The organism is Ralstonia sp. 22111, from assembly GCF_052045895.1.
In the GTDB taxonomy this organism is placed as follows: Bacteria; Pseudomonadota; Gammaproteobacteria; order Burkholderiales; family Burkholderiaceae; genus Ralstonia; species Ralstonia wenshanensis.
The window spans coordinates 1259543-1285008 of sequence record NZ_JBQEPR010000001.1; the positions used below are offsets into that span (position 1 = coordinate 1259543).

Annotated in this window: 23 protein-coding genes; 12 read left to right on the forward strand and 11 right to left on the reverse strand. The window is 63.5% G+C overall.

Annotation, left to right across the window (positions count from 1 at the left end; genetic code table 11):
• The first annotated feature begins 50 nt into the window (after nt 1-50).
• From hscA to iscX, 3 genes are read left to right on the forward strand one after another with little or no spacing between them, the layout of a single operon-like run.
• The gene (gene hscA / locus ACTJK4_RS05915; protein WP_440816706.1) at nt 51-1916 is read left to right on the forward strand and encodes a Fe-S protein assembly chaperone HscA; all 1866 of its coding nucleotides are present in this window, start codon (nt 51-53) and stop codon (nt 1914-1916) included.
• Between the two features lie 46 nt (nt 1917-1962).
• Nucleotides 1963-2301: an ISC system 2Fe-2S type ferredoxin gene (gene fdx, locus ACTJK4_RS05920; RefSeq protein WP_024976131.1), complete on the forward strand. Its 339-nt coding sequence runs from the start codon at nt 1963-1965 to the stop codon at nt 2299-2301.
• A gap of 31 nt (nt 2302-2332) precedes the next feature.
• A complete protein-coding gene (gene iscX / locus ACTJK4_RS05925; RefSeq protein ID WP_009238557.1) occupies nt 2333-2527 on the forward strand; it encodes a Fe-S cluster assembly protein IscX in 195 nt (64 codons plus the stop codon).
• A gap of 79 nt (nt 2528-2606) precedes the next feature.
• Here iscX and ACTJK4_RS05930 read toward each other — a convergent pair whose 3' ends face one another.
• The 4 genes from ACTJK4_RS05930 to prfB form a co-directional block, all read right to left on the reverse strand.
• On the reverse strand, nt 2607-3350 hold the full coding sequence (locus ACTJK4_RS05930) for a glycine zipper 2TM domain-containing protein (RefSeq protein WP_440816709.1): 744 nt from the start codon (nt 3348-3350) through the stop codon (nt 2607-2609).
• A 267-nt stretch (nt 3351-3617) separates the two neighbouring features.
• Entirely contained in the window at nt 3618-5162 is a 1545-nt protein-coding gene (gene lysS / locus ACTJK4_RS05935) for a lysine--tRNA ligase (RefSeq protein WP_260804260.1), read from the reverse strand.
• Between the two features lie 24 nt (nt 5163-5186).
• Nucleotides 5187-5927, reverse strand: coding sequence for an SDR family oxidoreductase (locus ACTJK4_RS05940; protein WP_440816711.1), 741 nt, complete (start codon nt 5925-5927; stop codon nt 5187-5189).
• Between the two features lie 25 nt (nt 5928-5952).
• Nucleotides 5953-7057, reverse strand: a protein-coding gene (prfB, locus tag ACTJK4_RS05945; protein WP_139219361.1) for a peptide chain release factor 2 whose coding sequence is annotated in 2 segments (ribosomal slippage) — nt 5953-6975 and nt 6977-7057 — 1104 coding nt in all. Because the reading frame shifts where the segments join, the coding sequence is not laid out codon by codon here.
• A gap of 180 nt (nt 7058-7237) precedes the next feature.
• Here prfB and pncB point away from each other — a divergent pair.
• From pncB to rmuC, 5 genes are all read left to right on the forward strand, one after another.
• Nucleotides 7238-8407 (forward strand): nicotinate phosphoribosyltransferase, encoded by a 1170-nt coding sequence (gene pncB / locus ACTJK4_RS05950; RefSeq protein WP_440816714.1) that lies wholly within the window; start codon nt 7238-7240, stop codon nt 8405-8407.
• An 89-nt stretch (nt 8408-8496) separates the two neighbouring features.
• Nucleotides 8497-9216, forward strand: coding sequence for a LutC/YkgG family protein (locus ACTJK4_RS05955; RefSeq protein ID WP_440816717.1), 720 nt, complete (start codon nt 8497-8499; stop codon nt 9214-9216).
• Between the two features lie 141 nt (nt 9217-9357).
• Nucleotides 9358-10767: a sodium:proton antiporter gene (locus tag ACTJK4_RS05960; protein WP_440816719.1), complete on the forward strand. Its 1410-nt coding sequence runs from the start codon at nt 9358-9360 to the stop codon at nt 10765-10767.
• Between the two features lie 19 nt (nt 10768-10786).
• A complete protein-coding gene (locus tag ACTJK4_RS05965; protein ID WP_260804256.1) occupies nt 10787-11788 on the forward strand; it encodes a 2-hydroxyacid dehydrogenase in 1002 nt (333 codons plus the stop codon).
• A 12-nt stretch (nt 11789-11800) separates the two neighbouring features.
• The gene (gene rmuC / locus ACTJK4_RS05970; protein ID WP_440816722.1) at nt 11801-13285 is read left to right on the forward strand and encodes a DNA recombination protein RmuC; all 1485 of its coding nucleotides are present in this window, start codon (nt 11801-11803) and stop codon (nt 13283-13285) included.
• A gap of 84 nt (nt 13286-13369) precedes the next feature.
• On the opposite strand, the gene ACTJK4_RS05975 is transcribed toward rmuC, so the two are convergent.
• From ACTJK4_RS05975 to ACTJK4_RS05995, 5 genes are all read right to left on the reverse strand, one after another.
• The gene (locus ACTJK4_RS05975) at nt 13370-13648 is read right to left on the reverse strand and encodes a hypothetical protein (protein WP_004635681.1); all 279 of its coding nucleotides are present in this window, start codon (nt 13646-13648) and stop codon (nt 13370-13372) included.
• A 151-nt stretch (nt 13649-13799) separates the two neighbouring features.
• On the reverse strand, nt 13800-15080 hold the full coding sequence (gene moeA / locus ACTJK4_RS05980; protein WP_440816725.1) for a molybdopterin molybdotransferase MoeA: 1281 nt from the start codon (nt 15078-15080) through the stop codon (nt 13800-13802).
• A gap of 33 nt (nt 15081-15113) precedes the next feature.
• Complete coding sequence (mobA, locus tag ACTJK4_RS05985; RefSeq protein ID WP_440816728.1) at nt 15114-15728, reverse strand: molybdenum cofactor guanylyltransferase MobA; 615 nt, start codon at nt 15726-15728, stop codon at nt 15114-15116.
• A 20-nt stretch (nt 15729-15748) separates the two neighbouring features.
• Nucleotides 15749-16870 (reverse strand): GTP 3',8-cyclase MoaA, encoded by a 1122-nt coding sequence (gene moaA, locus ACTJK4_RS05990; protein ID WP_433866772.1) that lies wholly within the window; start codon nt 16868-16870, stop codon nt 15749-15751.
• Nucleotides 16871-17054: 184 nt separating this feature from the next.
• Nucleotides 17055-20078: an Rne/Rng family ribonuclease gene (locus ACTJK4_RS05995; protein WP_260804252.1), complete on the reverse strand. Its 3024-nt coding sequence runs from the start codon at nt 20076-20078 to the stop codon at nt 17055-17057.
• A gap of 727 nt (nt 20079-20805) precedes the next feature.
• Between ACTJK4_RS05995 and ACTJK4_RS06000 the strand changes: the two genes are divergently transcribed.
• Genes ACTJK4_RS06000 through ACTJK4_RS06015 form a run of 4 tightly spaced genes read left to right on the forward strand, consistent with a single transcriptional unit; the run spans nt 20806 to nt 24026 of the window.
• Complete coding sequence (locus ACTJK4_RS06000) at nt 20806-21840, forward strand: RluA family pseudouridine synthase (RefSeq protein WP_440816868.1); 1035 nt, start codon at nt 20806-20808, stop codon at nt 21838-21840.
• Nucleotides 21821-22480, forward strand: a complete 660-nt coding sequence (locus ACTJK4_RS06005) for an HAD-IA family hydrolase (protein WP_232042394.1) — start codon at nt 21821-21823, stop codon at nt 22478-22480. Before ACTJK4_RS06000 ends, ACTJK4_RS06005 begins: the two co-directional genes overlap by 20 nt.
• The gene (locus ACTJK4_RS06010) at nt 22473-22874 is read left to right on the forward strand and encodes a Rieske (2Fe-2S) protein (RefSeq protein WP_260804251.1); all 402 of its coding nucleotides are present in this window, start codon (nt 22473-22475) and stop codon (nt 22872-22874) included. Before ACTJK4_RS06005 ends, ACTJK4_RS06010 begins: the two co-directional genes overlap by 8 nt.
• A 39-nt stretch (nt 22875-22913) precedes the next feature.
• Entirely contained in the window at nt 22914-24026 is a 1113-nt protein-coding gene (locus ACTJK4_RS06015) for a S49 family peptidase (protein ID WP_440816870.1), read from the forward strand.
• Between the two features lie 5 nt (nt 24027-24031).
• Here ACTJK4_RS06015 and ACTJK4_RS06020 read toward each other — a convergent pair whose 3' ends face one another.
• Nucleotides 24032-24763, reverse strand: coding sequence for an SAM-dependent methyltransferase (locus ACTJK4_RS06020; protein WP_440816732.1), 732 nt, complete (start codon nt 24761-24763; stop codon nt 24032-24034).
• Between the two features lie 3 nt (nt 24764-24766).
• Complete coding sequence (locus ACTJK4_RS06025) at nt 24767-25363, reverse strand: Maf-like protein (RefSeq protein ID WP_260804249.1); 597 nt, start codon at nt 25361-25363, stop codon at nt 24767-24769.
• Nucleotides 25364-25466: the final 103 nt, after the last annotated feature.

The following is a 25466-nucleotide window of genomic DNA, read 5'->3' on the forward strand; positions in this document are numbered from 1 at the left end:
TGTTGGGTTTGCCTCGGCAGGCAGCCCATTCGCGCAATCGAGACATCCCCATGGCTTTACTGCAGATTTCCGAACCTGGCGAATCGCCCGCACCTCACCAGCGCCGTCTGGCGGTGGGCATCGACCTGGGCACGACCAACTCGCTGGTGGCTTCGGTGCGCAGCAGCGTGCCGGAAGTGCTGCCCGATGATCAGGGCCGCCCGCTGCTGCCCTCCGTGGTGCGCTATCTGGCCACGGGCGGTGCGCATATTGGCTATAAGGCTCAGGCCGAAGCCGTGCGTGACCCGAAGAACACCATCATCTCGGTCAAGCGTTTCATGGGGCGAGGCCTGAAGGATGTCGCCCACATCGAGAATACGCCGTACGACTTTGTCGACGCGCCCGGCATGGTGCAGTTGAAGACCGTGGCCGGCGTGAAGAGCCCGGTGGAAGTGTCGGCGGAGATTCTCGCCACGCTGCGCCAGCGCGCCGAAGACACGCTCGGCGACGAGCTCGTCGGCGCCGTCATCACCGTACCCGCGTACTTTGACGATGCGCAGCGCCAAGCTACCAAGGACGCCGCCAAGCTGGCCGGCCTGAACGTGCTGCGCCTGCTGAACGAGCCCACCGCCGCGGCCATCGCCTATGGCCTGGACAATGGCTCCGAAGGCATCTACGCGGTCTACGATCTGGGTGGCGGCACGTTCGACATCTCCGTGCTCAAGCTCACCAAGGGCGTGTTCGAGGTGATGTCGACGGGTGGCGACTCCGCGCTCGGCGGGGACGATTTCGACCAGCGCATCGTCTGCTGGATCGTCGAGCAAGCCGGTCTGCAACCGCTGTCTGCCGAAGACACGCGCCTGCTGCTGAACAAGGCACGCGCTGCCAAGGAGTGGCTCTCCACCGCCGACAGCACCGAGATTGACGCGATGCTCTCCACCGGCGAGACCGTGCACCTCGTGCTGACTGCAGAGGCCTTTGCCGACCTGACCGCCAACCTCGTGCAGAAGACGCTGTCGCCGGTGCGCCGTGCGCTGCGCGATGCGGGCGTGACGGTCGAAGAGGTCAGGGGCGTGGTGCTGGTCGGGGGTGCGACACGCATGCCGATCATCCGCCGTGCCGTCGGCCAATTGTTTGGCCAGACGCCGCTCACGAACCTCGATCCCGACCAGGTGGTCGCCATTGGTGCGGCCATGCAGGCCAACCTGCTGGCCGGTAACCGTGCGCCGGGCGAAGACTGGCTGCTGCTCGACGTGATTCCGCTGTCTCTGGGCGTTGAGACGATGGGCGGCCTTGTCGAGAAGATCATCCCGCGCAACAGCACGATTCCCGTCGCGCGCGCACAGGAATTCACCACGTTCAAGGACGGTCAGACGGCCATGGCCATCCATGTGCTGCAAGGCGAGCGCGAACTGGCGAGCGATTGCCGTTCGCTGGCGCGTTTCGAGTTGCGCGGCATCCCGGCAATGGTGGCCGGTGCCGCGCGTATTCGCGTGACGTATCAGGTGGATGCTGACGGTTTGCTGTCGGTGTCGGCACGCGAGACGGTGTCGGGCGTGGAAGCGTCGATAGCGGTGAAGCCGTCGTACGGTCTGGCCGATGACGACGTCGCCCGCATGCTGCAGGAAGGTTTCCAATCTGCCGAAGACGACATGCGCCGTCGTGCGCTGGCGGAAGAGCGCGTTGAGGGCGAGCGCTTGCTCGAGGCGCTGTCGCAGGCGCTGGCGGCCGATGGCGATCTGCTGTCGCCCGAAGAGCGCGCCGCCATCGACACCGAAATTGCCACGCTGCGCACCACCATGCAGGGCGAAGACCACCGCGCCATCAAGGACGCCGTGGATGCCCTGTCGCATGGCACTGACGAATTCGCTGCGCGCCGCATGGACCGCGGCATTCGCAAGGCGCTCGCCGGCAAACGTATCGAGGAGCTCGGCTGATCGCCGATCGCATCCCCTAAAACACCCTTATCGATCGAGTTTTTTCATGCCACACATCGTCGTTCTTCCTCACGTCGAATACTGCCCGGAAGGGGCCGTGATCGAAGCCAAGCCCGGCACGACCATCTGCGACGCGCTGTTGGGCGCCGACATCGAGATCGAGCACGCATGCGAGAAGTCGTGCGCCTGCACGACCTGTCACGTGATCGTGCGAGAGGGTTTCAATTCGCTGGAAGAGGCGACCGAGAAGGAAGAGGATCTGCTAGACAAGGCCTGGGGCCTGGAGCCGAACTCGCGCCTGTCCTGCCAAGCCAAGGTGGCGGATACGGACCTGACCGTCGAGATCCCGAAGTACACGATCAACCACGCCAAGGAAAACCACTGAGCCAAGCGGCCAGCGGAGGAGGGAGCCCATCATGAAATGGAACGACATCCAGCAGATCGCGGAAGCGCTGTACGACAAGTACCCCGACGTCGATCCGACGCGGCTGAACTTTGTTGACCTGCATAACAAGGTTGTCACGCTGGAAGGCTTTGACGACGACCACAAGCGTGGCGGCGAGAAGTTTCTCGAAGCCATCCAGCAGGCGTGGATCGACGAAGCGGAATAAACGCGTAGCCTCCAACGCGTACGCATGAAAAAACCGGCCCGAGGGCCGGTTTTTCTTTTGGGTCGAAGGCGACGGCGGATTAGCCAGGCACCAGCGTACCGTTCTCGATATGGACGCGTTCGCCTGCCTGGAAGCCCGGTGCAGCCTTGTACGTGAAGCTGCGGTTCGTACCGTTGTCCATGCGCACGTTCACACGGTATTGGGTGTCGCGGCTGTAGTAGTTCTCCGCCACATGGCCACCGTAACCGCCTGCCACCGCGCCGCCGACCGTCGCAAGCGTACGGCCATTGCCGCGGCCAATCTGGTTACCCAGCAGCCCGCCCACCACCGCGCCACCAATCATGCCGAGGCCTGTTTCCTTGCCTTGCGTTGTGATCGGCGTGACCGACGTCACATGGCCGGCATAGGGGCTGGCCGACTGGCGCGGCTGTGTTTGCGCGTAGCTGGGGCTGGTGGACGGCGCGCGTTCAGCGTACGACGGTTCACGGGCTCGCGCCGGAGCAGGCGCAACGTTCTGTGCCGGATACGGAGCGGCCTGATTCGGCTGCGTCGTCTGGCCCGGTGCGGCCAACGCCATCGGGGCCGAAGCGCCCGGCATGGCGGCTGCAGATTGCGCAGCCACATTCGGGTCGGTGCTGCCCTGCGTAGCCTTCGATGTGGGCAGCACGCCGGTGATGGCGGCCACAGCGGTCAGGCTTGCGATGATCACGGCCACGGCCGCCGTGGTCATCAGCGGATGCATCCGTCGTGACGACGACGGCACCTGACCCGGCGAGGTGCCACCGTATTGTTGACCTTGGTTCGGTTGGATCTTGTTCGTCATCTTCGTTCTCCTGCGGCCCGTGATTGGTTCGTTGTTCGGCCCTTCGATGATCACAGTGTGGTCCATCGCCCAAACGGATGCCGTTTTAATTTGTAAGCATCTGTACTCAGGCTTTTCCCTTAAAAATCAGGTGCTTGGCGGAATTTGATACACAGTGTTGAAGCGCAACGATGTTACAAATAGCGGGGTGGGCGCGCGTTTTGCGCAGGCGCGGGCAATAAAAAACGCCCTGAAAGGGCGTTTTTCCAAGGCGATCGTCCGAGCCGATCAGTCTTCGCGGCGCAGGTGCGGGAAAAGGATCACGTCGCGGATGTTCGGGCTGTCGGTGAGCAGCATCACCAGGCGGTCGATGCCGATGCCGCAGCCGCCGGTCGGAGGCATGCCGTATTCCAATGCGCGGATGTAGTCGGCGTCATAGAACATGGCTTCCTCGTCGCCGGCGTCCTTCTGTTCGACCTGCTTGCGGAAGCGCTCGGCTTGGTCTTCCGGGTCATTCAGTTCGGAGAAGCCGTTGGCGATTTCGCGGCCGGTGATGAACAGCTCGAAGCGCTCGGTGATGCCGGGCAGCGTGTCGGAGCCCCGTGCCAGCGGCGACACTTCGACCGGGTAGTCGATGATGAACGTCGGCTCCCACAGTTGCGATTCGGCGGTTTCTTCAAACAGCACGAGCTGCAGCGTGCCAACGCCGGCGTTCAGGAATTGCGGCGCGTTCGTGTCGATCTTGAACTTCTTCAGCTCGGCGCGCAGGAAGTCGACATCGGCAAGTTGCGCGTCGGTGTATTGCGGCGCGTACTTCTGGATCGCTTGGCAGATGGTCAGGCGATGGAACGGCTTGGCAAGATCCAGCTCGCGGCCTTGATAGGTGAGCGTGGCGGTGCCCGAGGCGTCGATGGCGGCCTGGCGGATCAGTTGCTCGGTGAAGTCCATCAGCCAGCGGTAGTCCGTGTAGGCCGCGTAGAACTCCATCATCGTGAACTCGGGGTTGTGTCGCGGAGACACGCCCTCGTTACGGAAGTTGCGGTTGATCTCGTACACACGCTCGAAACCGCCCACGATCAGGCGCTTGAGGTACAGCTCCGGTGCGATGCGCAGGAACATCTGCATGTCCAGCGCATTGTGGTGCGTGATGAATGGCTTGGCTGCCGCGCCGCCCGGGATCGGATGCAGCATCGGCGTCTCGACTTCCATGAAACCGTTGCCGGCCATGAAGTTGCGCAGCGAGGCCATGGCCTTGGTGCGGGCGCGGAACGTGTCGCGCGTTTCCTTCGAGACGATCAGATCGACGTAGCGCTGGCGATACTTCTGTTCCTGATCGGCCAGGCCGTAGTAGTCGCCCGGCAGCGGACGCAGGCTCTTCGAGAGCAGGCGCAGTTCCGTCACAGCTACCGACAGTTCGCCGGTTTTCGTCTTCATCAGCGTGCCGCGCGCAGCCACGATGTCGCCCAGGTCCCACTTCTTGAAGCTGGCGTAGACGTCTTCGCCCACGGCGTCGCGGCTGATGTAGAACTGGATGCGGTCGGTGGCGTCCTGCACAGTGGCAAAGCTGGCCTTGCCCATCACGCGCTTGAGCATCATGCGGCCAGCGATGGCCACCTGCACCGGTTCGGCTTCGAACGCAGCCTGTTCCAACTCGCGGTATTTCGCTTGCAGATCACCGGCGTGGTGCGTCGGGCGGAAATCATTGGGAAACGCGACGCCTTGCTGGCGGATCTCGGCAAGCTTCTCGCGGCGCTCGGCGATGATCTTGTTGTCGTCCTGCGCCGGCACGGCGGCCGCGGTATTCGATTCGGCCGGGTTGTTCTGTTCGGTCATGATGGTGATGAGAGGAATGTCGGTTCAGGCGATGTTGCGCAGGTCGTCCAGCTCGGTCGCGCCAAAGTCGGGGCGGACGAGGTAGGCGGCGATGCGCGCAGCGGCGTCTTGCGGCGAGACCAGCTCGCCATGCGCGTGCAGATCGCGGAAGCGCTGCACGCCGGCAAAGTCGGCGCCACGGATGGTGCGTTGCATGTCGGTGTCGATCACGCCCGGGGCAAGCGCCACTGCGCGCACACTGGCGTCGCCATCGGCGTTGATGGCGCGCACGAACATGTCCAGCCCCGCCTTGCCGGTGCAATACGCGGCCCAACCGGCGATCGGCCGGCGTGCTGCGCCCGACGAGATCGCCAGCACGCGGCGCTGGGCGTTCCAGTCGGCGGTGCCGCGCAGCAGGGCAGCGGTCAGCGCCATCGGGCCGGCCAGGTTCAGCTGCAGGTGCGGCAGCAGCGTATCGGCACGCAGCGTGTCGATGGTGCCGATCGGCTCGACCGCGCCGGCGTTGAGCACCAGCGTCACGTTGGCAAAGGCGGGCAGGGCGGCAAGCGTCTTGGTCATCCACGCCTCGGCGGCATGCGCGTCGGACAGGTCGACCTGGTGCCAGTCGAGTGTCACGCCGGCGGCGGCTGCCTGTGCACGCAATTCGGCGTTATCGCCGCGTGCCACGCAGATCAGGCGGCGACCGGGCTGCATCAGCGCCTGGGCCAGCGCGGCGCCCAGGCCGCGCGAGGCACCGGTCAGGATGAACAGGGACGTGTCGGACATGGCAGTCGCTCGGGTGTGGCTCGGATCAGACGCCTTGCTTCAGGCTGGCCTGAATAAACGGGTCGAGGTCGCCGTCCAGCACCTTCTGCGTGTTGGAGATTTCCACGTTCGTGCGCAGATCCTTGATGCGGCTTTGGTCCAGCACGTAAGAGCGGATTTGATGGCCCCAGCCCACGTCCGTCTTGGCGGCTTCCTGTGCGTCGGCGGCGGCCTGACGCTTGCGCAGTTCGTGCTCGTACAGGCGCGACTTCAGCATCGTCATCGCTTCGGCACGGTTGCGGTGCTGCGAGCGGTCGTTCTGGCACTGCACGACGATGCCGGTCGGGATGTGCGTAATCCGCACGGCCGAGTCGGTCTTGTTGATGTGCTGACCGCCCGCGCCCGAAGCGCGATACGTGTCGACACGCAGATCGGCCGGGTTGACCTCGATCTCGATCGAATCATCGACTTCCGGATAGACGAAGATCGACGAGAACGACGTGTGGCGCCCGCCCGCCGAGTCGAACGGCGACTTGCGCACCAGGCGGTGCACGCCGGTCTCGGTGCGCAGGAAGCCAAACGCGTATTCGCCCTCGACCTTGATCGATGCGCTCTTGATGCCGGCCACGTCGCCTTCGGACTCTTCCAGCACTTCGGTCTTGAAGCCCTTGCGCTCGCAGTACTTCAGGTACTGGCGCAGCAGCATCGACGCCCAGTCGCACGCTTCGGTGCCGCCGGCGCCGGCCTGGATGTCGATGAAGCAGTTGGCAGCGTCCATCGGGCCGGAGAACATGCGGCGGAATTCCATGTCTTCGACAATGGCGCGCATGCCCGCGGTGTCAGCCTCGATGGCTTCGATGGTGTCGTCGTCACCCTCCTCGCGGGCCAGCTCGAACAGCTCGGCGCCGCCGGTGAGGTCTTCGTCGAGCTTGGTCAGGGCCAGAACGACGGTTTCAAGCGACTTCTTTTCGCGACCCAGCTCCTGGGCGCGTTTGGGATCGTTCCAGACCTCGGGGTTCTCGAGTTCCTTGTCGACTTCAACTAGACGTTCAGATTTGACGTCGTAGTCAAAGATACCTCCGAAGGTCGTCGGCGCGCGACTTCAGGTCGGCCAACGTGTTCTGGACGGCATTGAGGCGTTCTGCTTCCATGGTGCAAAAATCCGGTCGGAAACCGGAAATTATAGCGGAATCAAGGGGTTTTCCGTCCGGTTGGAACCTCAAAACGGCCATTTTCCGGGCCGTGGACCGGGATTTGTGTGAGTGCCGCAGGCGTACCGCGTGGCTTCGGTTAGCATGACGGCCAGTTCATATGGCTTTTGGCGCCGTCCGATGATCATCCGCTCGCTGCTCGATACCGATCTGTACAAATTCACGATGATGCAGGTGGTGCTGCATCACTTTCCCGGTGCGCACGTTGAATACCGCTTCAAGTGCCGTAACGCGGGCGTCGATCTGGTGCCGTTCATTGACGAGATTCGCACGGAAATCCGCCACCTGTGCACCCTGCGCTTTACCGATGCCGAGCTCGATTACCTGCGCGGCATGCGCTTCATCAAGAGCGATTTCGTCGATTTTCTCGGCCTGTTCCATCTCAACGAGAAGTACATCGCCGTGCGCCCGGCTGCCAGCAACGACGGGCAAATCGAGATCGTCATCGCGGGGCCGTGGCTGCACACGATCATGTTTGAAGTGCCGGTCCTGGCCATCGTCAACGAGGTGTTCTTCAGCCGCACGCAGACGCACCCGCAGTGGGAGGAGGGCAAACGCCGCCTGACCGACAAGCTGGCGTCGCTCAAGCGCCCCGGCCTGGAAGACTGCCGCATTGCCGACTACGGCACGCGCCGCCGCTTTTCGCACACCTGGCACGAGCATGTGCTGCTGGAGACGCGTGCGCAGCTCGGCGCCCAATACGCGGGCACCAGCAACGTCTACTTCGCCATGAAGCACGGCATGACGCCGCTTGGCACCATGGCGCATGAGTATCTGCAGGCCTGTCAGGCACTCGGCCCGCGCCTGCGCGATTCCCAGACCTTTGCGCTGGAAACCTGGGCCAAGGAATATCGCGGCGACCTCGGTATCGCGCTGTCGGATACCTACGGCTTTGACGCCTTTCTGCGCGATTTCGACATGTTCTTCTGCAAGCTCTTCGACGGCGTTCGGCACGATTCCGGCGATCCGTTCGAGTGGGGCGAGCGCATGCTCAAACATTACGAGGACATGCGCGCCGAGCCGAAGTCCAAGGCGCTGATCTTCTCCGACAGTCTCGACATGCCCAAGGTCATCGGCCTGTATGAGCGCTTCCACGGCCGCTGCAAGCTGGCGTTTGGCGTGGGGACCAATCTGACAAACGACCTGGGCTACACGCCGCTGCAGATCGTCATCAAGATGGTCCGCTGCAACGGCCAGCCGGTGGCCAAACTGTCGGATGCGCCTGAGAAGACCATGTGCGACGATCCGGCCTACCTCACGTATCTGAAGCAAGTGTTTGGTGTGCAATAAGGCTCACGCCCGCGCCGAATAAGTTTCAACGGCGTAGGCGGATCGTGCTGAAAGTGGCTCGTATAATCGATCGATCTTTCGGAGCCGCCATGGAATCACAACCGGACACCCCCGTCGATCCGCTCGACACCAGCCGCGCACGCGATGCCATCTTTGCGCGCATCCGCAATGCGCAGCATCGTCCAGCGAAACCGACACAGGGTGAGCGCGACGCCGTGGCGGACTACCTCGCGCGCCATCCTGCCGGCCCGCGCCCGCCAATGCCTGAGGATCTCGCCGCGCATTTCGCCGAGCAGGCACTGAAGATGGCCTCGACGCTGGATACGGTGGACGCGCTATCCGACGTGCCGGGCGCTGTGGCTTGCTATCTGGCCGGCCTTAGCCTCAAGCCTCAGGCGGTGGCCTGGACCACCTTGCAATCGCTGGACTGGGCGGCTGCGGGCATCGACATCGAATTCCGACCGCCCGTGCGTGAGGCCCAAGCCGATCTGGAACACGGCGATCTCGTTGGCATTACGGGTTGCTTCTGCGCGATTGCCGAGACGGGCTCGCTAATGCTGCTGTCGGGGCCGGAGAACGTCGCCTCCACGGCGCTGCTGCCCGAGACGCATATCGCCGTAGTGCCGCAGTCGCGCATCGTCGCCAATCTGGAAGACGCCTATACGCTGATGCGTGCGGAGCGGGGTGAGCTGCCGCGCGCCACCAACGTCATCAGCGGCCCATCGCGCACGGGCGATATTGAGCAGACCATCGTGCTCGGCGCACATGGCCCGTATCGCGTGCACGTGATCGTGGTGACGGCTGCCTGAGACAGCGTTCGGGGCTCCTTGCTGCATCAAACCTCTGTGGATGTTTGGGGGCCGACAGACCTCTGGCGTTTACACTGGCGTCTTTGTTTGTGTGGCGCGGCCGCATTTGCGGTGTGCGCCCGCGATTAGGAGAACGCCTACGTGAAACGCCTCTGGCCCCTTGTCTTCCTGTTTGTCTGTGGCCTGGCGCGCGCCGCTGATGTGAGCGGTGCTGAGTTGCATCTGTTATGGGGTGTGCCGTTTGCGGGCATCCTGCTCTCGATTGCCATTGCACCGCTCGTCGTGCCCAAGCTATGGCATGACCATTACGGCAAGATCGCGGCGGCGTGGGCCTTGGCGCTTCTGGTGCCGTTCGGTATCGTGTTCGGCTCTGACGCGGCCATCGCTTCCGTCAATCATGCCGCCCTGGCTGAATACATTCCCTTCATCGCGCTGATCGCCGCTTTGTACGTTGTTGCAGGCGGTATCTGCATTCGCGGCAACCTGCACGCTACGCCAAAGCTCAATACGGGCTTGATCGCGCTTGGCACGGCCCTGGCCAGCATCATGGGGACCACCGGTGCAGCCATGCTTTTGATCCGGCCTTTGCTGCGCGCCAACGAGGCACGCCGGCATCGCGCACACGTCGTCGTGTTCTTCATCTTTCTGGTGGCCAATGCCGGTGGGGCGCTTACGCCGCTGGGCGATCCGCCTCTGTTCCTGGGCTTCTTGCAGGGCGTCGATTTTTTCTGGACCGCGCAACATCTGTGGCGCCAGACGTTGACGATGTGGGTGCTTCTGCTGGCGATCTTCTTCGTCATCGACAGCTACTTCTATCACACGGGCGAGGAAGAACTGCCCAACATCACTGATGCCACGCCGGATGATGCGGGCCCGTTGCGCTTCGAGGGCAACGTCAACTTTGTGCTGCTGGCGGGCATTCTTGGACTCGTGCTGATGAGCGGGCTGTGGAAGCCCGGCATCGTCTTCTACGTGATGGGCACCGAGGTGCTGTTGCAGAACGTGGTGCGTGACATCGGGTTGGTGGCCATCGCGCTGCTTTCGTTGTGGCTAACCCCGACAAGCGCACGCGCCGGCAATGAGTTCAACTGGGAGCCCATCTTGGAAGTCGCCAAGCTGTTCGCCGGCATCTTCATCACGATCGGGCCGGTGATCGCCATGCTCAAGGCCGGCGTGGACGGCCCGTTCGCGGGCATCGTCCATCTCGTCAACGACAGCGCGGGCCAGCCGAACAACGCGATGTATTTCTGGGCGACGGGGTTGCTGTCTTCGTTCCTCGACAATGCGCCGACGTATCTTGTGTTCTTCAATACCGCCGGCGGCGACGCGCGCATGCTGATGAGCGAGGGCGCCTCCACGCTGGCCGCCATTTCCGCCGCGGCCGTGTTCATGGGCGCCAACACTTACATCGGCAACGCGCCCAACCTGATGGTCAAGGCCATCGCCGAAAGTCGCGGCCTGCGGATGCCGAGCTTCTTTGGGTACATGCTGTGGTCCATTTGCATTCTCGTGCCGATTTTCGTTCTGATGACCTTCGTCTTCTTCCGCTAACCGAACGTGTGTTGAACGTATGAAACCCGGAATCCTTGTCACCCGCGCGATGTTTCCCGAAGTGCTTGAGCGCTTGCGCGAGACCTTCGACGTGATCGACAACCAGGCGGACGTCGCGTATCCGCCCGAAGCGCTGGCCGAGCGTCTGCAAGGCCGCGTTGGCCTGCTGTCCAATGCCGCCGACACGATCAACGCTGATCTGATCAGCCGCGTGCCGACGCTGCGTGCGGTCTGCAACATGGCCGTCGGCTACAACAATTTTGACCTCGCGGCGATGACGCGTGCAGGCATCCTGGCGACCAACACGCCCGACATCCTGACCGAGACCACCGCCGATTTCGGCTGGGCCTTGCTGATGGCCGCCGCACGCCGCGTGTCCGAATCCGAACGCTGGCTACGTGAGGGGCATTGGAAGCGCTGGACTTACGATGCCTTCCTCGGGGCCGAGGTGTATGGCAGCACGCTGGGCATTCTTGGCATGGGCCGCATTGGCCAGGCGCTGGCGCGGCGGGCAAGCGGCTTCTCGATGCGCGTGATCTATCACAACCGCAGCCGCCTTTCGCCCGAAGTCGAACAGGAGACGCGCGCCACGTACGTCAGCAAGGACGCGCTGCTGAAACAGGCGGATCACCTCGTGCTGGTGCTGCCGTATTCCAAGGAAAGCCACCATGCTATCGGCGCCGCTGAGCTGGCACAGATGAAGCCGACCGCTACGCTGGTCAACCTCGCGCGCGGCGGCATCGTGGATGACGCCGCGTTGGCGCAGGCGCTGGCGGACAAGCGCATCTTCGCGGCCGGCCTAGATGTGTACGAGGGCGAGCCGAAGGTGCATCCGGCGTTGCTGGACGCCGAGCACGTTGCGCTCACGCCGCACATTGCCAGTGCCACCTTGGGCACGCGCCTGGGCATGGCCAATCTGGCGGCCGACAACCTGATCGCTGCGCTCGGCTTCGGCCCGCACGCAGGGCAACCGCCCAACTTGTTGAACCCGGATGCGCTGGCGCAGCGCGCGTCCTCCTGACCGAACGCAGATATGGACTGGCTGGCTTTACTGACGTTGCTGGGCGTGGCCGTGGTGGCTGTGCTGTGTGTGTTGATCTGGCGCGGCGTGTCTCGGCCGGCGGAAAACGATATGTCGCCGATGCTCGCGGCACTGCAAGATGGGTTCATGCGGGAACTCACGCGCGGTAATGAACGCATCGAGCGCGAACTGCGCGGCGAAATTGCCGAGACGGCCCGCATCGGCCGCAGCGACGTCACCCAACAACTGGGGCAATTCCAGCAGGTGCTGGCCACGCAGCTCACCAGTGTCGCCACGCTGCAGAACAACCAGATCGACACGTTCGCGCAGCAGCTCACCAAGCTGACCGAGACGAACACGCAGCAACTGGAGGCCGTGCGCCAGAACCTGCAGCAGCAAGCCCAGCAGGCACGCGACGAGCAGGGCAACGCGCTGCGCCGCTTTGGCGAGACGATGCAGCAGCAGCTCGCACAATTGGGTGAGGGCAACGAGCGCCGTCTGGCCGAGGTGCGCGCCACGCTGGAACAGAAGCTCAAGGACATCGAGGCGAACAACGCGACCAAGCTCGACGAGATGCGCCGCACGGTCGACGAAAAGCTGCACGCCACGCTGGAGCAGCGGCTGGGCGAATCGTTCAAGCTGGTGTCGGATCGGCTGGAACAGGTGCATCGCGGTCTGGGCGAAATGCAGGCGCTGGCCCAGGGTGTGGGCGACCTGAAGAAGGTGCTGACCAATGTGAAGACGCGCGGCACCTGGGGCGAAGTTCAGCTTGAGATGCTGCTGGAGCAGATGCTCACGCCCGAGCAGTACGACAAGAACGTCGAAACCGTGCACGGCACCGGCGCGCGCGTGGAGTTTGCCATACGCCTTCCCGGCAAAACCGATGCCGATCACGATGCAACGGTCTGGCTGCCGATCGATGCCAAGTTCCCGAAGGAGCAGTACGAACGCCTGCTCGACGCACAGGAACGCGCCGATGCCGAAGCTGCTGCCAGCGCCAGCCGCGAACTGGAGGTGGCGGTGCGCAAAGAAGCGCAGACCATCCACGAGAAGTACATCGCGCCGCCGGCCACGACCGACTTCGCCATCCTTTTCCTGCCGACCGAGGGCCTCTACGCTGAAGTGCTGCGCCGTCCGGGCCTGACGGACGAATTGCAGCGCAAGTTCCGCGTAACGGTGGCCGGTCCGACCACGCTTACGGCCATCCTCAACAGCCTGCAGATGGGCTTCCGAACGCTGGCGCTGGAAAAGCGCTCCAGCGAAGTCTGGCAAGTGCTCGGTGCAGTGAAGAGCGAGTTCGGAAAATTTGGCGACGTGCTGGCCGCGACGAAGAAAACGCTGGAGCGGGCCGTCAGCAACATCGAGCAGGCCGAGGTGCGGACGCGCCAGATGAACCGCAAGCTCAAGGCGGTGGAGGCGCTGCCGAGCGATTCCGCGCAGAGCGTGCTGGGGTTGGAAACCACCGTGCCCCAGGACGACGAAACCGAGGCCGAATAAGGCAGCGCCCGGCAGAACGTTGGCATCAGCAAAAGAAAAGGGGCGGATATTTCCGCCCCTTCTTCTTGAACCGCGCAGAAGCAATCAGGCTTCTTCCGGCACGTCGCGCAACAGGATCTCGATACCGCCAAAGCGCTCGGCGACCCAGTTGTAGGCATGGCAGGCCAGCCACAGCGCACCAAAACCAACCAAGGCATTGAGGATCAGGCCGCTGAGCACAACAATCGTCGGCAGTTCACCGTAGCGGACGAAGCCGACGAAGAAGAACAGCCCTACGACCGGCAGCGAGAAACAGAGATACACCAGCACCAGCGCGCGTGCGGTGTGGGCCGGGTGAAGATACGCAATCTCCTTGGTCATCATGGCAGTGCTCAAGCTCAAATCCGAAACAATCAAACTGGCGCAGAGTGTAGCGAATCGACCGATGCGCCGATACCCGCAGCCCGCAGGTGACGCAAAAAACCGACAGCATGGCGTGTTGCAGCCAGCGCAAGAGCCGCTGCCGCCACGCCGCTCAGACGAGGCCGTCGAACAGCAGGACCTGCACGGCGTCGCCGGCGTTGACCTGGCCTTGTTCGTGGGCGAGCACGACGAAGCAGTTTGCTTCGCTCATGGAACGCAGCACGCCCGAGCCTTGCTGGCCGGTGAGGCGGACTTCGAGCTGGCCCCTGTCATTCAGGGCGGCGATCGCGCGCTGATATTCCGTGCGGCCCGGGCGCTTGCGGATCGGGGCGGCGCTCACGGCCGGCACCAACGGCGCGCCCGCGTCGGTGGCGCCCATCATGCGCAGCAGCGCGCCGCGCACGAAGTGATAGAACGTCACCATCACTGCCACCGGGTTTCCGGGTAATCCAAAGAGGAACGCGCTGCGGCCATTTGACGCGATGCGCCCGAACGCCATCGGCCGGCCCGGGCGCATGGCGATCTTCCAGAACGTCACGTCACCGAGCTTGGCCATCATCTGTTTGGTGAAGTCTGCTTCGCCGACGGAGACGCCGCCCGACGTGATGATCGCATCGGCATTTTCGGCGGCGGTGCGGAAGGCGGCTTCGAGCGCCGCCGGGTCATCGCGCACGACGCCCATGTCGAGCAGTTCCACCCCCAGGCGCGAGAGCATGCCGTGCAGCGTGTAGCGGTTGGAGTCGTACACGCAGCCGGCGTCGAGCGGTTCACCAATGGAGCGCAGCTCGTCGCCGGTCGAGAAGAACGCCACGCGCAGCTTGCGGCGCACAGAGACTTCGGCGATGCCGAGCGAGGCGAGCAGGCCGATATCGGCAGGGCGCAGCGTACGGCCGGCGGACAGCGCGGCGCTGCCACGCGCGAGATCTTCACCACGCAGACGACGGTTGTCGCCGGCGCGCACGGCATCGCGGGCAAAGCGGACGGTATTGGCATCGCCTTGCGTGAATTCCTGCGGGATGACCGTATCGCAGCCCGTCGGCATGACGGCGCCTGTCATCACGCGCACGGCCTCGCCTGCGCTGGGCACGCCGTCAAAGGCGACGCCCGCGTACGCCGTGCCGATCACGCGCAATGAGACTTCGCCTGCGTCGCCGGCCAGTTCCGCGCTGGCAAAGGCGAAACCGTCCATCGCCGAGTTGTCGTGCGCCGGCACGTCGATGGACGACAGCACGTCTTCGGCCAGCACGCGATCCAGCGCGCTGCGAATGGGCACGCGGGCAACGCCCGTCACCGGCTGGACGAAGTCGCGCATGATGGCTTGCGCTTGCGCGACGGGCAGGGCGTTCGGATCGTAATCGGACAGGCACGAAACGACAGAGGCGAGGGTGGTCATGACGTCGATGAGGGATCGGATGGCGTTGGCGCTCTAGCGGCGCTCGGCCAAATGGTGCAGCTCTTCCAGCGTGTTGATGTTGGCGAAGGCGGTGCTGTCGTCAAACAACACGTCCACCGTCGCGTGGCGCGCGGTCCAGGTTTCGATCTTGCGGCCGCCGCCTTGCAGATAGACGATCAGGTCGTCGGCCAGCAACGTATCGATCAGACAGAATACCGGCTGCACTTGCCGGCGCGGTTGACCTTGCGCATCCGGCTCCATCGTCACCGGCATGGCGATGCGCGCGTTGGCCTCGTCCATTGCCTGCGAGAGCTTGGCGGCGAGGTCGGTCGGCACGAACGGCGAATCGCAAGGCGCAGTCAGCAGGTAGCGCGTCTGGCATTGTTCCAGCCCGGCCAGGATGCCTGCCAAGGGGCCGGCAAAGTCGGGCACCGAATCCGCCACCACCGGCACGCCAAACGATTCGTACGCGGCGAGGTTGCGATTGGCGTTGACCAGCATGTGACCTACCTGCGGCGACAGGCGCATCAACGTGTGCATCGCCATCGGTGCGCCGCGAAACGTCTGCAGGCCCTTGTCGACGCCGCCCATGCGGCTGCCCCGGCCGCCGGCCAGGATCAGGCCGGTGATGTCGGATGTTGGAATCATGTCGTTGAACGCTGGCGGATTCAGCCGCCGATGTAGGACATTTCGATGCGCCGGCCGACCGGCTGGGCCTTGCCGCTGGCACGCAGTTCGGAGTAGCGGTCGGTGCGGCCCTGCCAGACCGTGCGGATCGCATTGGAGAGTTCAAGATCGGTCGCGCCGCCGCGCAATAGCGCGCGCAGGTCGAAGCCTTCTGTGGCGAACAGGCACAGATACAGCTTGCCTTCGGTCGATAACCGGGCACGCGTGCAATCGTGGCAGAACGCCTGTGTCACGCTGGAAATCACGCCGATCTCGCCTGTGCCATCAACGTAGCGCCAGCGCTCGGCCGTCTCGCCGCTGTAGTTGGCCGACACGGGCTCAATCGCAAACTCCGAAGACAAACGCTTCACGACCTCCGCCGAGGGCACGACAGAGCGCATTTCCCAGTGGTTGGTCGTACCCACGTCCATGTATTCGATAAAGCGGACGATGATCCCGCTGCCACGGAAGTGGCGCGCCATCGGCACGATCTGGTCATCGTTGTCGCCTTTCTTGACGACCATGTTGACCTTGATCGGTGCCAGGCCGACCTTGTGCGCTACTTCAATGCCATGCAGCACCTCGCCCACCGCAAAATCGACGTCGTTCATGCGGCGGAAAGTCGCATCGTCGATGCCGTCAAGGCTGACCGTCACGCGGCTGAGACCAGCATCCTTGAGCGACTGCGCCTTGCGTGCGAGCAGGGCGCCATTGGTCGTGAGCGTCAGGTCCAGCGGCTTGCCTTCGGCTGTGGTCAGGCGCGCGAGCATTTCGACCAGGCGTTCGATGTCCTTGCGCAGCAGGGGCTCGCCGCCGGTTAGCCGGATCTTCTCCACGCCGTGCTCGATGAACAGCCGCGCCATGCGTTCGATCTCCTCGAACGAGAGCAGCTCGGAATGCCTCAGGAAGCGGTAGTCCTTGTCGAACACGTCTTTCGGCATGCAATAGACGCAGCGGAAGTTGCAGCGGTCCGTCACCGAGATGCGCAGATCGTGCAGCCGGCGGCCGCGCGTGTCCGTCAGTCTGCCCTCTGCCGGGATGAGCACATTGGGCACGCTGGGTACCGTGGCGCGATGGTGCTGACCATCACGCAGATCGTAGAGGGGGATGACGGTTTCGGTCATGGCGTGGTGCGGTGCGTCAATCCACGAAGCGGGGACGGTTCCATCCGATACAGCTTCGAGTGTAGCGCAGCCCCTGTTCCGCGCGGGCGGTGGGGTTTCATACTCGACATATCGCACACAGGAAAAAGGGCGGCCGAAGCCGCCCTCAAGTATTTGCCCCGGCGGTTACCCGCCGGTGTGCTGCTTACTGCTGGTCTGCACCACCCGCCGGGCGATTGGTCTCGACCAGCACCATCGGGCCGTGCTGAACTGGCGGCAGCGGTTTGCGCTCGCGCGGCACACGCGGTGCCGTAACGGTGCGCGCAGCTTCTTCCTGCGAAGCACGCAGCTTCTGACCGTCAGTGTGGACCCATGTCATGCCGGCGTTGTCCAGCACGCTCTGCAGGGTCTCGATCGGCAACGGCGAAGCCTGGGCAATCGTGCTGACCGGAGCCGGCACTTCGGCAAACGCCGTCACGATGGCTTCTTGAGGTGCTGCCACCGTGGCTTCCGGGGCGGGTGCTGCGGTAGCCGTTGCCAGCGCGGGCTCCGTCGGCTGCACTTGCGGCAGGGCCGACACAGGCGCCACGGCTTCCGCAGCATGCACCGGCTCTTGCACCACCGGAGCCGGGTTCTCAACCGGAGCGAACGACGTCGTCTGCACCGGTTCCGTCACGGTCGCGGGCAGTACCGGCTCGGCATGCATTTCGGCGACGGCTTCGTCTGCGCTTTCAGCGCCTTCGTTTTCGCCTTCACCTTCCGCACGGACGCCTTCCGCGCCCTCGCGGTCGCGGCGATAGCGGTTGCGGCCACGGCGGCCACGGCGGCGGCGCTCTTCACCTTCACCGTTGCCTTCCACGCCCGGAGTCACGCCTTCGCCCACGAAGCCTTCTGCCGGAGCCGCGGTGTCCAGCAGCGGTTGCGGCACTTGCGATGCGGAAGTCTGGTCGACCAGAGCTTCGGTGGCCACGGCTGCGGCTTCCTTGGCTTGTTGGTCGCGCTCGCCACGGCTTTCGCGCGGCTCGCGGTTTTCACGTGCCTCGCGCGGTTCACGACCTTCGCGGGCTTCCCGGCCCTCACGCGGCTGGCGCTCGCGACGTTCCTGATTGCGTTCGCGGCGGCCTTGGCCCTGATTCTGGCCCTCGCCACGCACTTCCTGGCCTTGCTGCGGCTGACGGGCTTCTGCCGTCTCGCGAACACCGCCCTCGACCTGGGCCGGTTGACGGTTGCGATCGCGGTTGCCGCGCTGACCGTCACGTTGGCCTTCGCGCTGGACTTGTTGCTGACCTTCGCGGGCTTCGTTGCGCTCACGGCCCTGGCGGTTGCCATCACGGCCGTTCTGGCCCTGACCTTGGCGTTCACCACGTTCGCCGCGCTGGCCACGGCCGCCGCGGTCCTGACGATTGCCACGGCCTTGGCGGTTGCCTTCTTCCGCACGTTGCTTCGGCGTTTCGACGGGCGCGGCCACCACCGGCTCGGCCGGTTTGGCGCCAAACAGCGATTTCAGCCACGAAACAAAACCACCCTGGGCAGGTACCGGAGCCGGAGCCTGCGGTGCCGGAGCAGCTTCAGTACGAGCCGGACGCTCAGCACGCGGCACCGACACCGGCGCCGGTTGGTCCGGCGTGATGCCCTTGACGGCGGCTTCCTGGCGCGGCTTGGCAGCTTCCTTGCGGGTGCTGTACGCGGTGTCGGCTTCCAGTTCCTTGGCGGCCTCTTCGGCCATCTTGTAGCTGGCCTTGTCGTCGTCCAGGCGCGGATCGTCGTGGCGCAGGCGCTCCAGCTTGTAGTGCGGCGTCTCCAGATGCTTGTTCGGGATCAGCAGCACGTTGACCTTGAAGCGCGTCTCGATCAGGTTGATGTCCGGGCGCTTCTCGTTGAGCAGGAACGCAGCCACTTCCACCGGCACTTGGCAGTGGATCGCGGCGGTGTTTTCCTTCATCGCCTCTTCCTGGATGATGCGCAGCACCTGCAGGGCAGACGATTCGGTATCGCGAATGTGGCCCGTGCCGTTACAGCGCGGGCAAGTGACGTGCGAGCCTTCCGACAGCGACGGACGCAGGCGCTGGCGCGACAGCTCCATCAGGCCGAAGCGGCTGATCTTGCCCATCTGCACGCGGGCGCGGTCGTGGCGCAGCGCGTCTTTCAGGCGGGTTTCGACGTCCTTCTGGGCCTTGCTCGACTCCATGTCGATGAAGTCGATCACGATCAGGCCGCCCAGGTCGCGCAGGCGGAGCTGGCGGGCGATTTCGTCGGCGGCTTCGAGGTTGGTGCGGGCAGCGGTTTCCTCGATATCTGCGCCCTTGGTGGCGCGCGCCGAGTTCACGTCAATGGCGACGAGCGCCTCGGTGTGGTCGATCACGATGGCGCCGCCCGACGGCAACATCACCATGCGCGAATACGCCGATTCAATCTGGTGTTCGATCTGGAAGCGCGAGAACAGGGGAACGTCGTCGCGGTACTTCTTCACCCGATTCATGTTGTCGGGCATCACCACGCTCATGAAAGCGCGGGCCTGATCGTAGATGTCGTCCGTATCGATCAGGATTTCACCGATATCCGGCTGGAAGTAATCGCGAATCGCGCGGATCACCAGGCTGGATTCGAGATAGATCAGCAGCGGGGCCTTGTTGTCGACGGCAGCGCCATCAACGGCCTTCCACAGCTGCATCAGGTAGTTCAAGTCCCACTGCAGCTCTTCAGCCGAGCGGCCGATGCCGGCGGTGCGGGCGATGATGCTCATGCCGTCCGGCACTTGCAGTTGCGCCATCGTCTCGCGCAGTTCCTGGCGGTCTTCGCCCTCGATGCGGCGCGACACACCGCCGCCGCGCGGGTTGTTCGGCATCAGCACCAGGTAGCGGCCGGCCAGCGAGATGAACGTGGTCAGGGCTGCGCCCTTGTTGCCGCGTTCTTCCTTTTCAACCTGGACGATCAGTTCCTGGCCTTCGGACAGGGCGTCCTGGATGCGCGCACCGCGCACGTCCACCCCATCCTTGAAATAGGCGCGGGCGACTTCCTTGAAGGGGAGGAAACCGTGCCGCTCTTCGCCGTAATTGACGAAGCACGCTTCCAGCGACGGCTCGATGCGGGTGATGACACCCTTGTAGATATTGCCCTTGCGCTGCTCGCGGCCGGCGGTCTCGATGTCGATGTCGATCAGTTTCTGACCATCGACAATGGCGACGCGCAGTTCTTCTTGCTGCGTCGCATTGAACAACATGCGTTTCATTGCAACCTCACTCCAATGCCGTGCAAGCACGGCGCTTCATGGAGCACGCAAAGGCGGAGCGGGTGGTCAACGAATTGCCGAGGTGTCGGCCAACAAAAAAGGCGCGACGGGGCACGGGCGAAAGAAATGAGGGCATTCCACGCGTCATCATGGATGGCAGGGCGGAGTCCGCGGACGCGGTTGGCGTCCAGTTGCGCGTCCTGTCACTCGTGCCGCGGGCCCGATGCATGNCCCGCGGCGGCGAGTCGCGTGAAGCGACCACAAAGAGCGAATTGACGGACGGCCTGTCCGGACGAAACCCGCGGCGGGGCAAATCGGGCGGCGTGCTGCTTTTTGGAGTTTTGCCGCCGGACCGCCATGGCAACGCGGTAACCGGATGTTCAGCCGGCCGGCACCAATCTGGTGCGGCAAGGGCTTCTTTCACCAAGCGGGCGCCGTATGGATGACCATGTGGCGCCCGCCTTTGAATTCTGTTCTACCAGCTGCTCGTTCTACGCTGGCCGACGTTGCCGACGTGATCTTTGGTTCACGTCCTGCGCGGTGGGACAGCGGTGCGTGCTGCTTTCGTGCCGATTAGTCGGCCACGTAATTAGCTTTGTAACACAAGTGGGCGAGAGATCGGCGCGTTCCGGATCGAAACGGTGGCTGTGTACAATACCTGTTGTTTCGTTCCGACCGGCTGTTGCTGGCGCCTTAACGACTGTCCAGCGAGAAAATTATATTGAAAATGAATGAGTTACGCCATCCATTTGATGGCCGCATTCAACAGGCCGGACGTGGCTCACTCGGCGATGCACTCGACGGCAAGTCGGTCGCCTATGTTGAAATCGGCGAGGACGCAGAAGGGCAGCGCATCGATAATTTCTTGATGCGCGTGGCCAAGGGCGTGCCCAAAAGCCATATTTACCGCATCCTGCGTTCCGGCGAGGTGCGCGTTAACAAAGGCCGTATTGACGCGGAATACCGTCTGAAGCTTGGTGATCTGGTCCGCATTCCGCCACTTCGGATCGCCCAGCAGGCCGAAGCCCCGCGCGTGGTCCCGGCGGCCGAATTCAAGATTCTTCACGAAGATACACACCTGTTGGTGATCGATAAGCCCGCCGGGGTGGCCGTTCACGGCGGCTCCGGGGTGGCGTTCGGGGTGATCGAGCAATTGCGCCAATCGCGCCCGGAGGCGAAGTTTCTGGAGTTGGTGCACCGCCTCGACCGCGAAACGTCGGGGGTTTTGCTGCTCGCCAAAAAGCGCTCTGCGCTGGTGGCGCTGCATGAGCAGATCCGTGAAGGCCAGTTGGATAAACGGTACTTTGCGGCCGTGAAAGGCGTCTGGCCCCACAAGCGTCAACATATCAAGTCGCCGCTGCACAAATACACCACGCCGGAAGGCGAGCGCCGCGTGCGCGTGCAGGCCGATGGGCAGGCGTCGCACACGATCTTCAACAAGGTCGGCGTGTTTGGCCCATACACCTTGCTGGAGGCTGAACTGAAGACGGGGCGCACGCACCAGATTCGTGTGCATCTTGCGCATGCCGGTTTTCCGATTTTAGGCGACGACAAGTACGGCGATTTCGCCTTGAACAAGGCGCTGTCACGTGCGAATGCTTCGCCGCGACTGGCGCGGATGTTCTTGCATGCGCATCGCCTGCAGCTGACGCATCCGCAAAGCGGTGAAACCGTCACGTTCAATGCGCCGTTGCCCCCCGAGTGCGCCGATTTCCTCAACGCTTTCCAGAGCCCCGATTCCGATGCCGCAGCAGCGCTTTGATCTGATCGTGTTCGATTGGGATGGCACGTTGATGGACTCGACATCGGCCATCACCCGATCGATCCAGCTCGCATGCCGGGATCTTGATCTGCCGGTGCCCGACGATACACGGGCGAGCCACGTGATTGGCCTGGGCCTGCGGGATGCCCTCGAATATGCCGTCCCGACGCTCGATCCTGCCGATTACGGCAAGCTGGCGGACCGGTATCGCTTCCATTACCTCAGCCGCGACGCCCACCTTGTGCTGTTTCCCGGCGTGCGTGAAATGCTGGAGGGACTGCGCAGCCAGAACTATCTGCTGGCTGTGGCGACGGGCAAATCCCGCGTTGGCCTGCAACGTGCGATGGAAGCGACGAATCTGACGGGCGTGTTCGACAACACGCGGTGCGCCGATGAGACGTTCTCCAAGCCGCACCCCGCGATGCTGCTCGAACTGACGCGCGACCTCGGCATGGAGGTCGAGCGCACCGTGATGATTGGCGACACGACGCACGACCTGCAGATGGCCGCCAATGCAGGCGCCGCTGGCGTCGCCGTCACATACGGCGCGCATCCTGCTGATGTGCTGGATTCGCTTACACCGCTGTATAGCGCCAAGTCGGTCCCCGATTTACACAACTGGCTGACGCAACATGCCTGAGATGGCTGAACAGATTCGCGTGTGCGAAAGCGCTGCGCTGGAAGATGGAGGCCTGGGTGTCCGATTTCAGGTGGAGGTGCGCGGACGGCTCATCAGCGCGTTTGTTGTCCGTTATGCGGGCGGCGTTCACGGTTATCTGAACCAATGCGCGCACGTGCCGATGGAAATGGACTGGCAGGAAGGCCAGTTTTTTGAAAGCTCGGGCCTGTATCTAATGTGCGCGACGCATGGCGCCATTTACGAGCCGGATACTGGTCGGTGTGTCGGCGGACCTTGCCGGGGCTCGCATTTGTCCAAGCTTGAGGTGGCCGAGCGCGACGGCGCAGTCTGGTGGCAGCCGGATGCGCTATTCCGCGCGCCCGTGTCCGCGCCGGAACCAACACCTTCTGCCTAGTAGCGCAGTTCTCCTTCTCGACCGTTTTTCTCCTTGTCTATGACCGACTCGATTCCGCCGAAAGGGCCCGACGACGCCCCCAACGAGGGTGCAGGCAAACCAGAAGCGCTGGAAGTCACGCAGCACGCTGATCATCCGCTCGAAGCCGAATTGCGCAACTCGCCTGCAGGCAAGTCCGCATCGGCATCTGGGCCAGCTGCATCTGCACAGGCCGGTGGCTGGGAGCGCGAGGTGCTCGAAAAGGTATTGATGGCAACTGTCCGTGAGCAGCGCGCCGCGCGCCGCTGGCGCATCTTTTTCCGCTTCGTGACGCTGGGTCTGATCGCGGTGCTTATTTATGCATTCGCCAGTCTCGAAGGCGAAACCGTCAGCACGGGCCGCCACACGGCGGTTGTCACGCTCGACGGCGAAATTGCAGCCAACACAAACGCCAGCGCTGAAAACATCAATGCATCGTTGCAGGCTGCGTTTGCAGACGACAACACCGTCGGTGTGATCCTGAAGATCAATTCGCCGGGCGGCTCGCCAGTGCAGGCGGGCATGATCAACGATGAAATTCGCCGTCTTCGCGCCAAGTACAAGAAGATTCCGCTGTACGTCGTTGTCGAAGAGATGTGCGCGTCAGGCGGTTATTACGTGGCCGCCGCTGCTGACAGAATCTATGTCGATAAGGCCAGCATTGTCGGCTCGATCGGTGTGCTGATGGACGGCTTCGGCTTTACCGGTCTGATGGACAAGGTGGGCGTGGAGCGTCGCTTGCTCACGGCCGGTTCGAACAAGGGCATGCTTGATCCGTTCTCGCCCGTGTCGCCTCAGCAGAAACAGTATGCGCAGGAGATGCTGGACCAGGTGCACCAGCAGTTCATCGATGTGGTGAAGCAGGGGCGTGGCAACCGTTTGAAGGACGATCCGACGTTGTTCACCGGCCTGTTCTGGACGGGCGCCAAGGCTGTGGATCTCGGCCTGGCTGATGCGATCGGCAGCTCGGATTTCGTTGCTCGCAACGTCATCAAAGCGCCGGACGTGGTCGACTATACCGTCAAGGAAAACTTCGCCTCGCGCGTGGCACGCAAGCTTGGCACAGCGATGGGCGCGGGCGCTGTGAAGGCGCTGGCCGCTACGGGCCAGCTCAAGCTCTTGATGAAGGAATAAGCGCGCTATCGCGCGAGCAGCGAGAAGATTGCCGGCCGCTTGTGCAGGTTCATGCGGTCGGCGCGCCAGTCGCTCACCGGCAGTGTGACGACTTGCTCCTCGGGCAGCGTCAAGTCCACCGCAATCGAGAGCAGCGTGCTTGGCGCGCAGCCGGCCTGAATGGCCTCGAGCAACGCGCCATTCCGGTAAGGCGTTTCGATAAACACCTGTGTTTGGCCTGCGGAGCGTGAAAGCTGCTCCAGCGCGCGCAGCCTGGTCTTTCGCTCCGCGGCATCGACGGGCAAATAGCCGTTGAACGCAAAGCTCTGGCCGTTCAAGCCGGACGCCATCACCGCCAGCAGAATCGAACTCGGCCCCACCAGCGGCTTTACGCGCACGCCGCGTCGGTGCGCAAGTCGCACAAGATTCGCGCCGGGATCGGCCACCGCCGGCACACCGGCCTCCGACATCAGCCCCGCGTCCTGGCCGGCAACCACCGGCGCCAGCAGTGCTTCCAGTTCCGACTCGGGCGTTTTGACGTTCAGTTCGCGGATTGTGATTTCCTGCAGTGGGCGCGTCAGCGGCGTGGTCTCGCTCAGCTTCTTCAGCAGCGCGCGTGCGGTCTTGGCATGCTCGGCGACGAAGTAATCGAGTCGCGCGGTGATTTGCTGAACGCCGGCCGGAATTACGTCAGGCAGCGGGTCAGTTGCATCGCGCGAGCCCAGCGTATTTGGAATGAGGTAAAGCGTACCGGCCATGGTTCAGGCGAAGAGCGGGTAGTGAACGTTGCGCAGCATGCCGGTCAGGGCGATCAGCGGCAGACCAACCAGCGCGGTCGGGTCCGACGACTCTACGCGTTCGAGCAGGGCGATGCCCAAGCCCTCTGATTTGGCGCTTCCCGCAACGTCGTATGGGTGTTCCAGATGCAAGTAGGCGTCCAATTCCTCATCGGAAAGATCGCGGAAGGTCGCCAGCGTGCGGATGTCCTCGCTCTGGTGTTGCCCGGTTCGCCCGTCGTACAGGCACAACGCTGAATGAAATGTGACGGTGCGTCCACGCATCCAGTGCAATTGCGCCAGTGCGCGGGCGTGATCACCGGGTTTGCCGACTTGCTTGCCGTCCAGCGTGGCGACCTGATCGGAGCCAATGACCAGCGCACCGGGATGGTCTGCTGCGACCTTCTCCGCCTTTTGCCGAGCCAGGCGCAGGGCGGTCTGATCGGGCGATTCGTCCGGGGCGGGGGTCTCGTCAATGTTCGGCACCACAATCTCAAACGGCAGGCGCAAGCGTTCAAGCAATTCCCGCCGATATGGCGAGCTGGAGGCGAGAATCAGCGGCGGACGCGATGCAGAAGTCATAAGTGCTTGAAGATGCAGTGGATTTTGAGCAAAACCTTTTGACGTTAGAGGTTTCTGCCCGCTATAATCCCGCGTTTCGCGGTTTGGCCGCGCAGTGTCGCAA

Excerpts from the sequence above, each read along its gene's own strand:
- hscA (WP_440816706.1), top strand. The coding sequence starts at position 51 with ATGGCTTTACTGCAGATTTCCGAACCTGGCGAATCGCCCGCACCTCAC.
- fdx (WP_024976131.1), top strand. The coding sequence starts at position 1,963 with ATGCCACACATCGTCGTTCTTCCTCACGTCGAATACTGCCCGGAAGGG.
- iscX (WP_009238557.1), top strand. The coding sequence starts at position 2,333 with ATGAAATGGAACGACATCCAGCAGATCGCGGAAGCGCTGTACGACAAG.
- ACTJK4_RS05930 (WP_440816709.1), bottom strand. The coding sequence starts at position 3,350 with ATGACGAACAAGATCCAACCGAACCAAGGTCAACAATACGGTGGCACC.
- lysS (WP_260804260.1), bottom strand. The coding sequence starts at position 5,162 with ATGACCGAACAGAACAACCCGGCCGAATCGAATACCGCGGCCGCCGTG.
- ACTJK4_RS05940 (WP_440816711.1), bottom strand. The coding sequence starts at position 5,927 with ATGTCCGACACGTCCCTGTTCATCCTGACCGGTGCCTCGCGCGGCCTG.
- pncB (WP_440816714.1), top strand. The coding sequence starts at position 7,238 with ATGATCATCCGCTCGCTGCTCGATACCGATCTGTACAAATTCACGATG.
- ACTJK4_RS05955 (WP_440816717.1), top strand. The coding sequence starts at position 8,497 with ATGGAATCACAACCGGACACCCCCGTCGATCCGCTCGACACCAGCCGC.
- ACTJK4_RS05965 (WP_260804256.1), top strand. The coding sequence starts at position 10,787 with ATGAAACCCGGAATCCTTGTCACCCGCGCGATGTTTCCCGAAGTGCTT.
- rmuC (WP_440816722.1), top strand. The coding sequence starts at position 11,801 with ATGGACTGGCTGGCTTTACTGACGTTGCTGGGCGTGGCCGTGGTGGCT.
- ACTJK4_RS05975 (WP_004635681.1), bottom strand. The coding sequence starts at position 13,648 with ATGATGACCAAGGAGATTGCGTATCTTCACCCGGCCCACACCGCACGC.
- moeA (WP_440816725.1), bottom strand. The coding sequence starts at position 15,080 with ATGACCACCCTCGCCTCTGTCGTTTCGTGCCTGTCCGATTACGATCCG.
- mobA (WP_440816728.1), bottom strand. The coding sequence starts at position 15,728 with ATGATTCCAACATCCGACATCACCGGCCTGATCCTGGCCGGCGGCCGG.
- moaA (WP_433866772.1), bottom strand. The coding sequence starts at position 16,870 with ATGACCGAAACCGTCATCCCCCTCTACGATCTGCGTGATGGTCAGCAC.
- ACTJK4_RS05995 (WP_260804252.1), bottom strand. The coding sequence starts at position 20,078 with ATGAAACGCATGTTGTTCAATGCGACGCAGCAAGAAGAACTGCGCGTC.
- ACTJK4_RS06000 (WP_440816868.1), top strand. The coding sequence starts at position 20,806 with ATGAATGAGTTACGCCATCCATTTGATGGCCGCATTCAACAGGCCGGA.
- ACTJK4_RS06005 (WP_232042394.1), top strand. The coding sequence starts at position 21,821 with ATGCCGCAGCAGCGCTTTGATCTGATCGTGTTCGATTGGGATGGCACG.
- ACTJK4_RS06010 (WP_260804251.1), top strand. The coding sequence starts at position 22,473 with ATGCCTGAGATGGCTGAACAGATTCGCGTGTGCGAAAGCGCTGCGCTG.
- ACTJK4_RS06015 (WP_440816870.1), top strand. The coding sequence starts at position 22,914 with ATGACCGACTCGATTCCGCCGAAAGGGCCCGACGACGCCCCCAACGAG.
- ACTJK4_RS06020 (WP_440816732.1), bottom strand. The coding sequence starts at position 24,763 with ATGGCCGGTACGCTTTACCTCATTCCAAATACGCTGGGCTCGCGCGAT.
- ACTJK4_RS06025 (WP_260804249.1), bottom strand. The coding sequence starts at position 25,363 with ATGACTTCTGCATCGCGTCCGCCGCTGATTCTCGCCTCCAGCTCGCCA.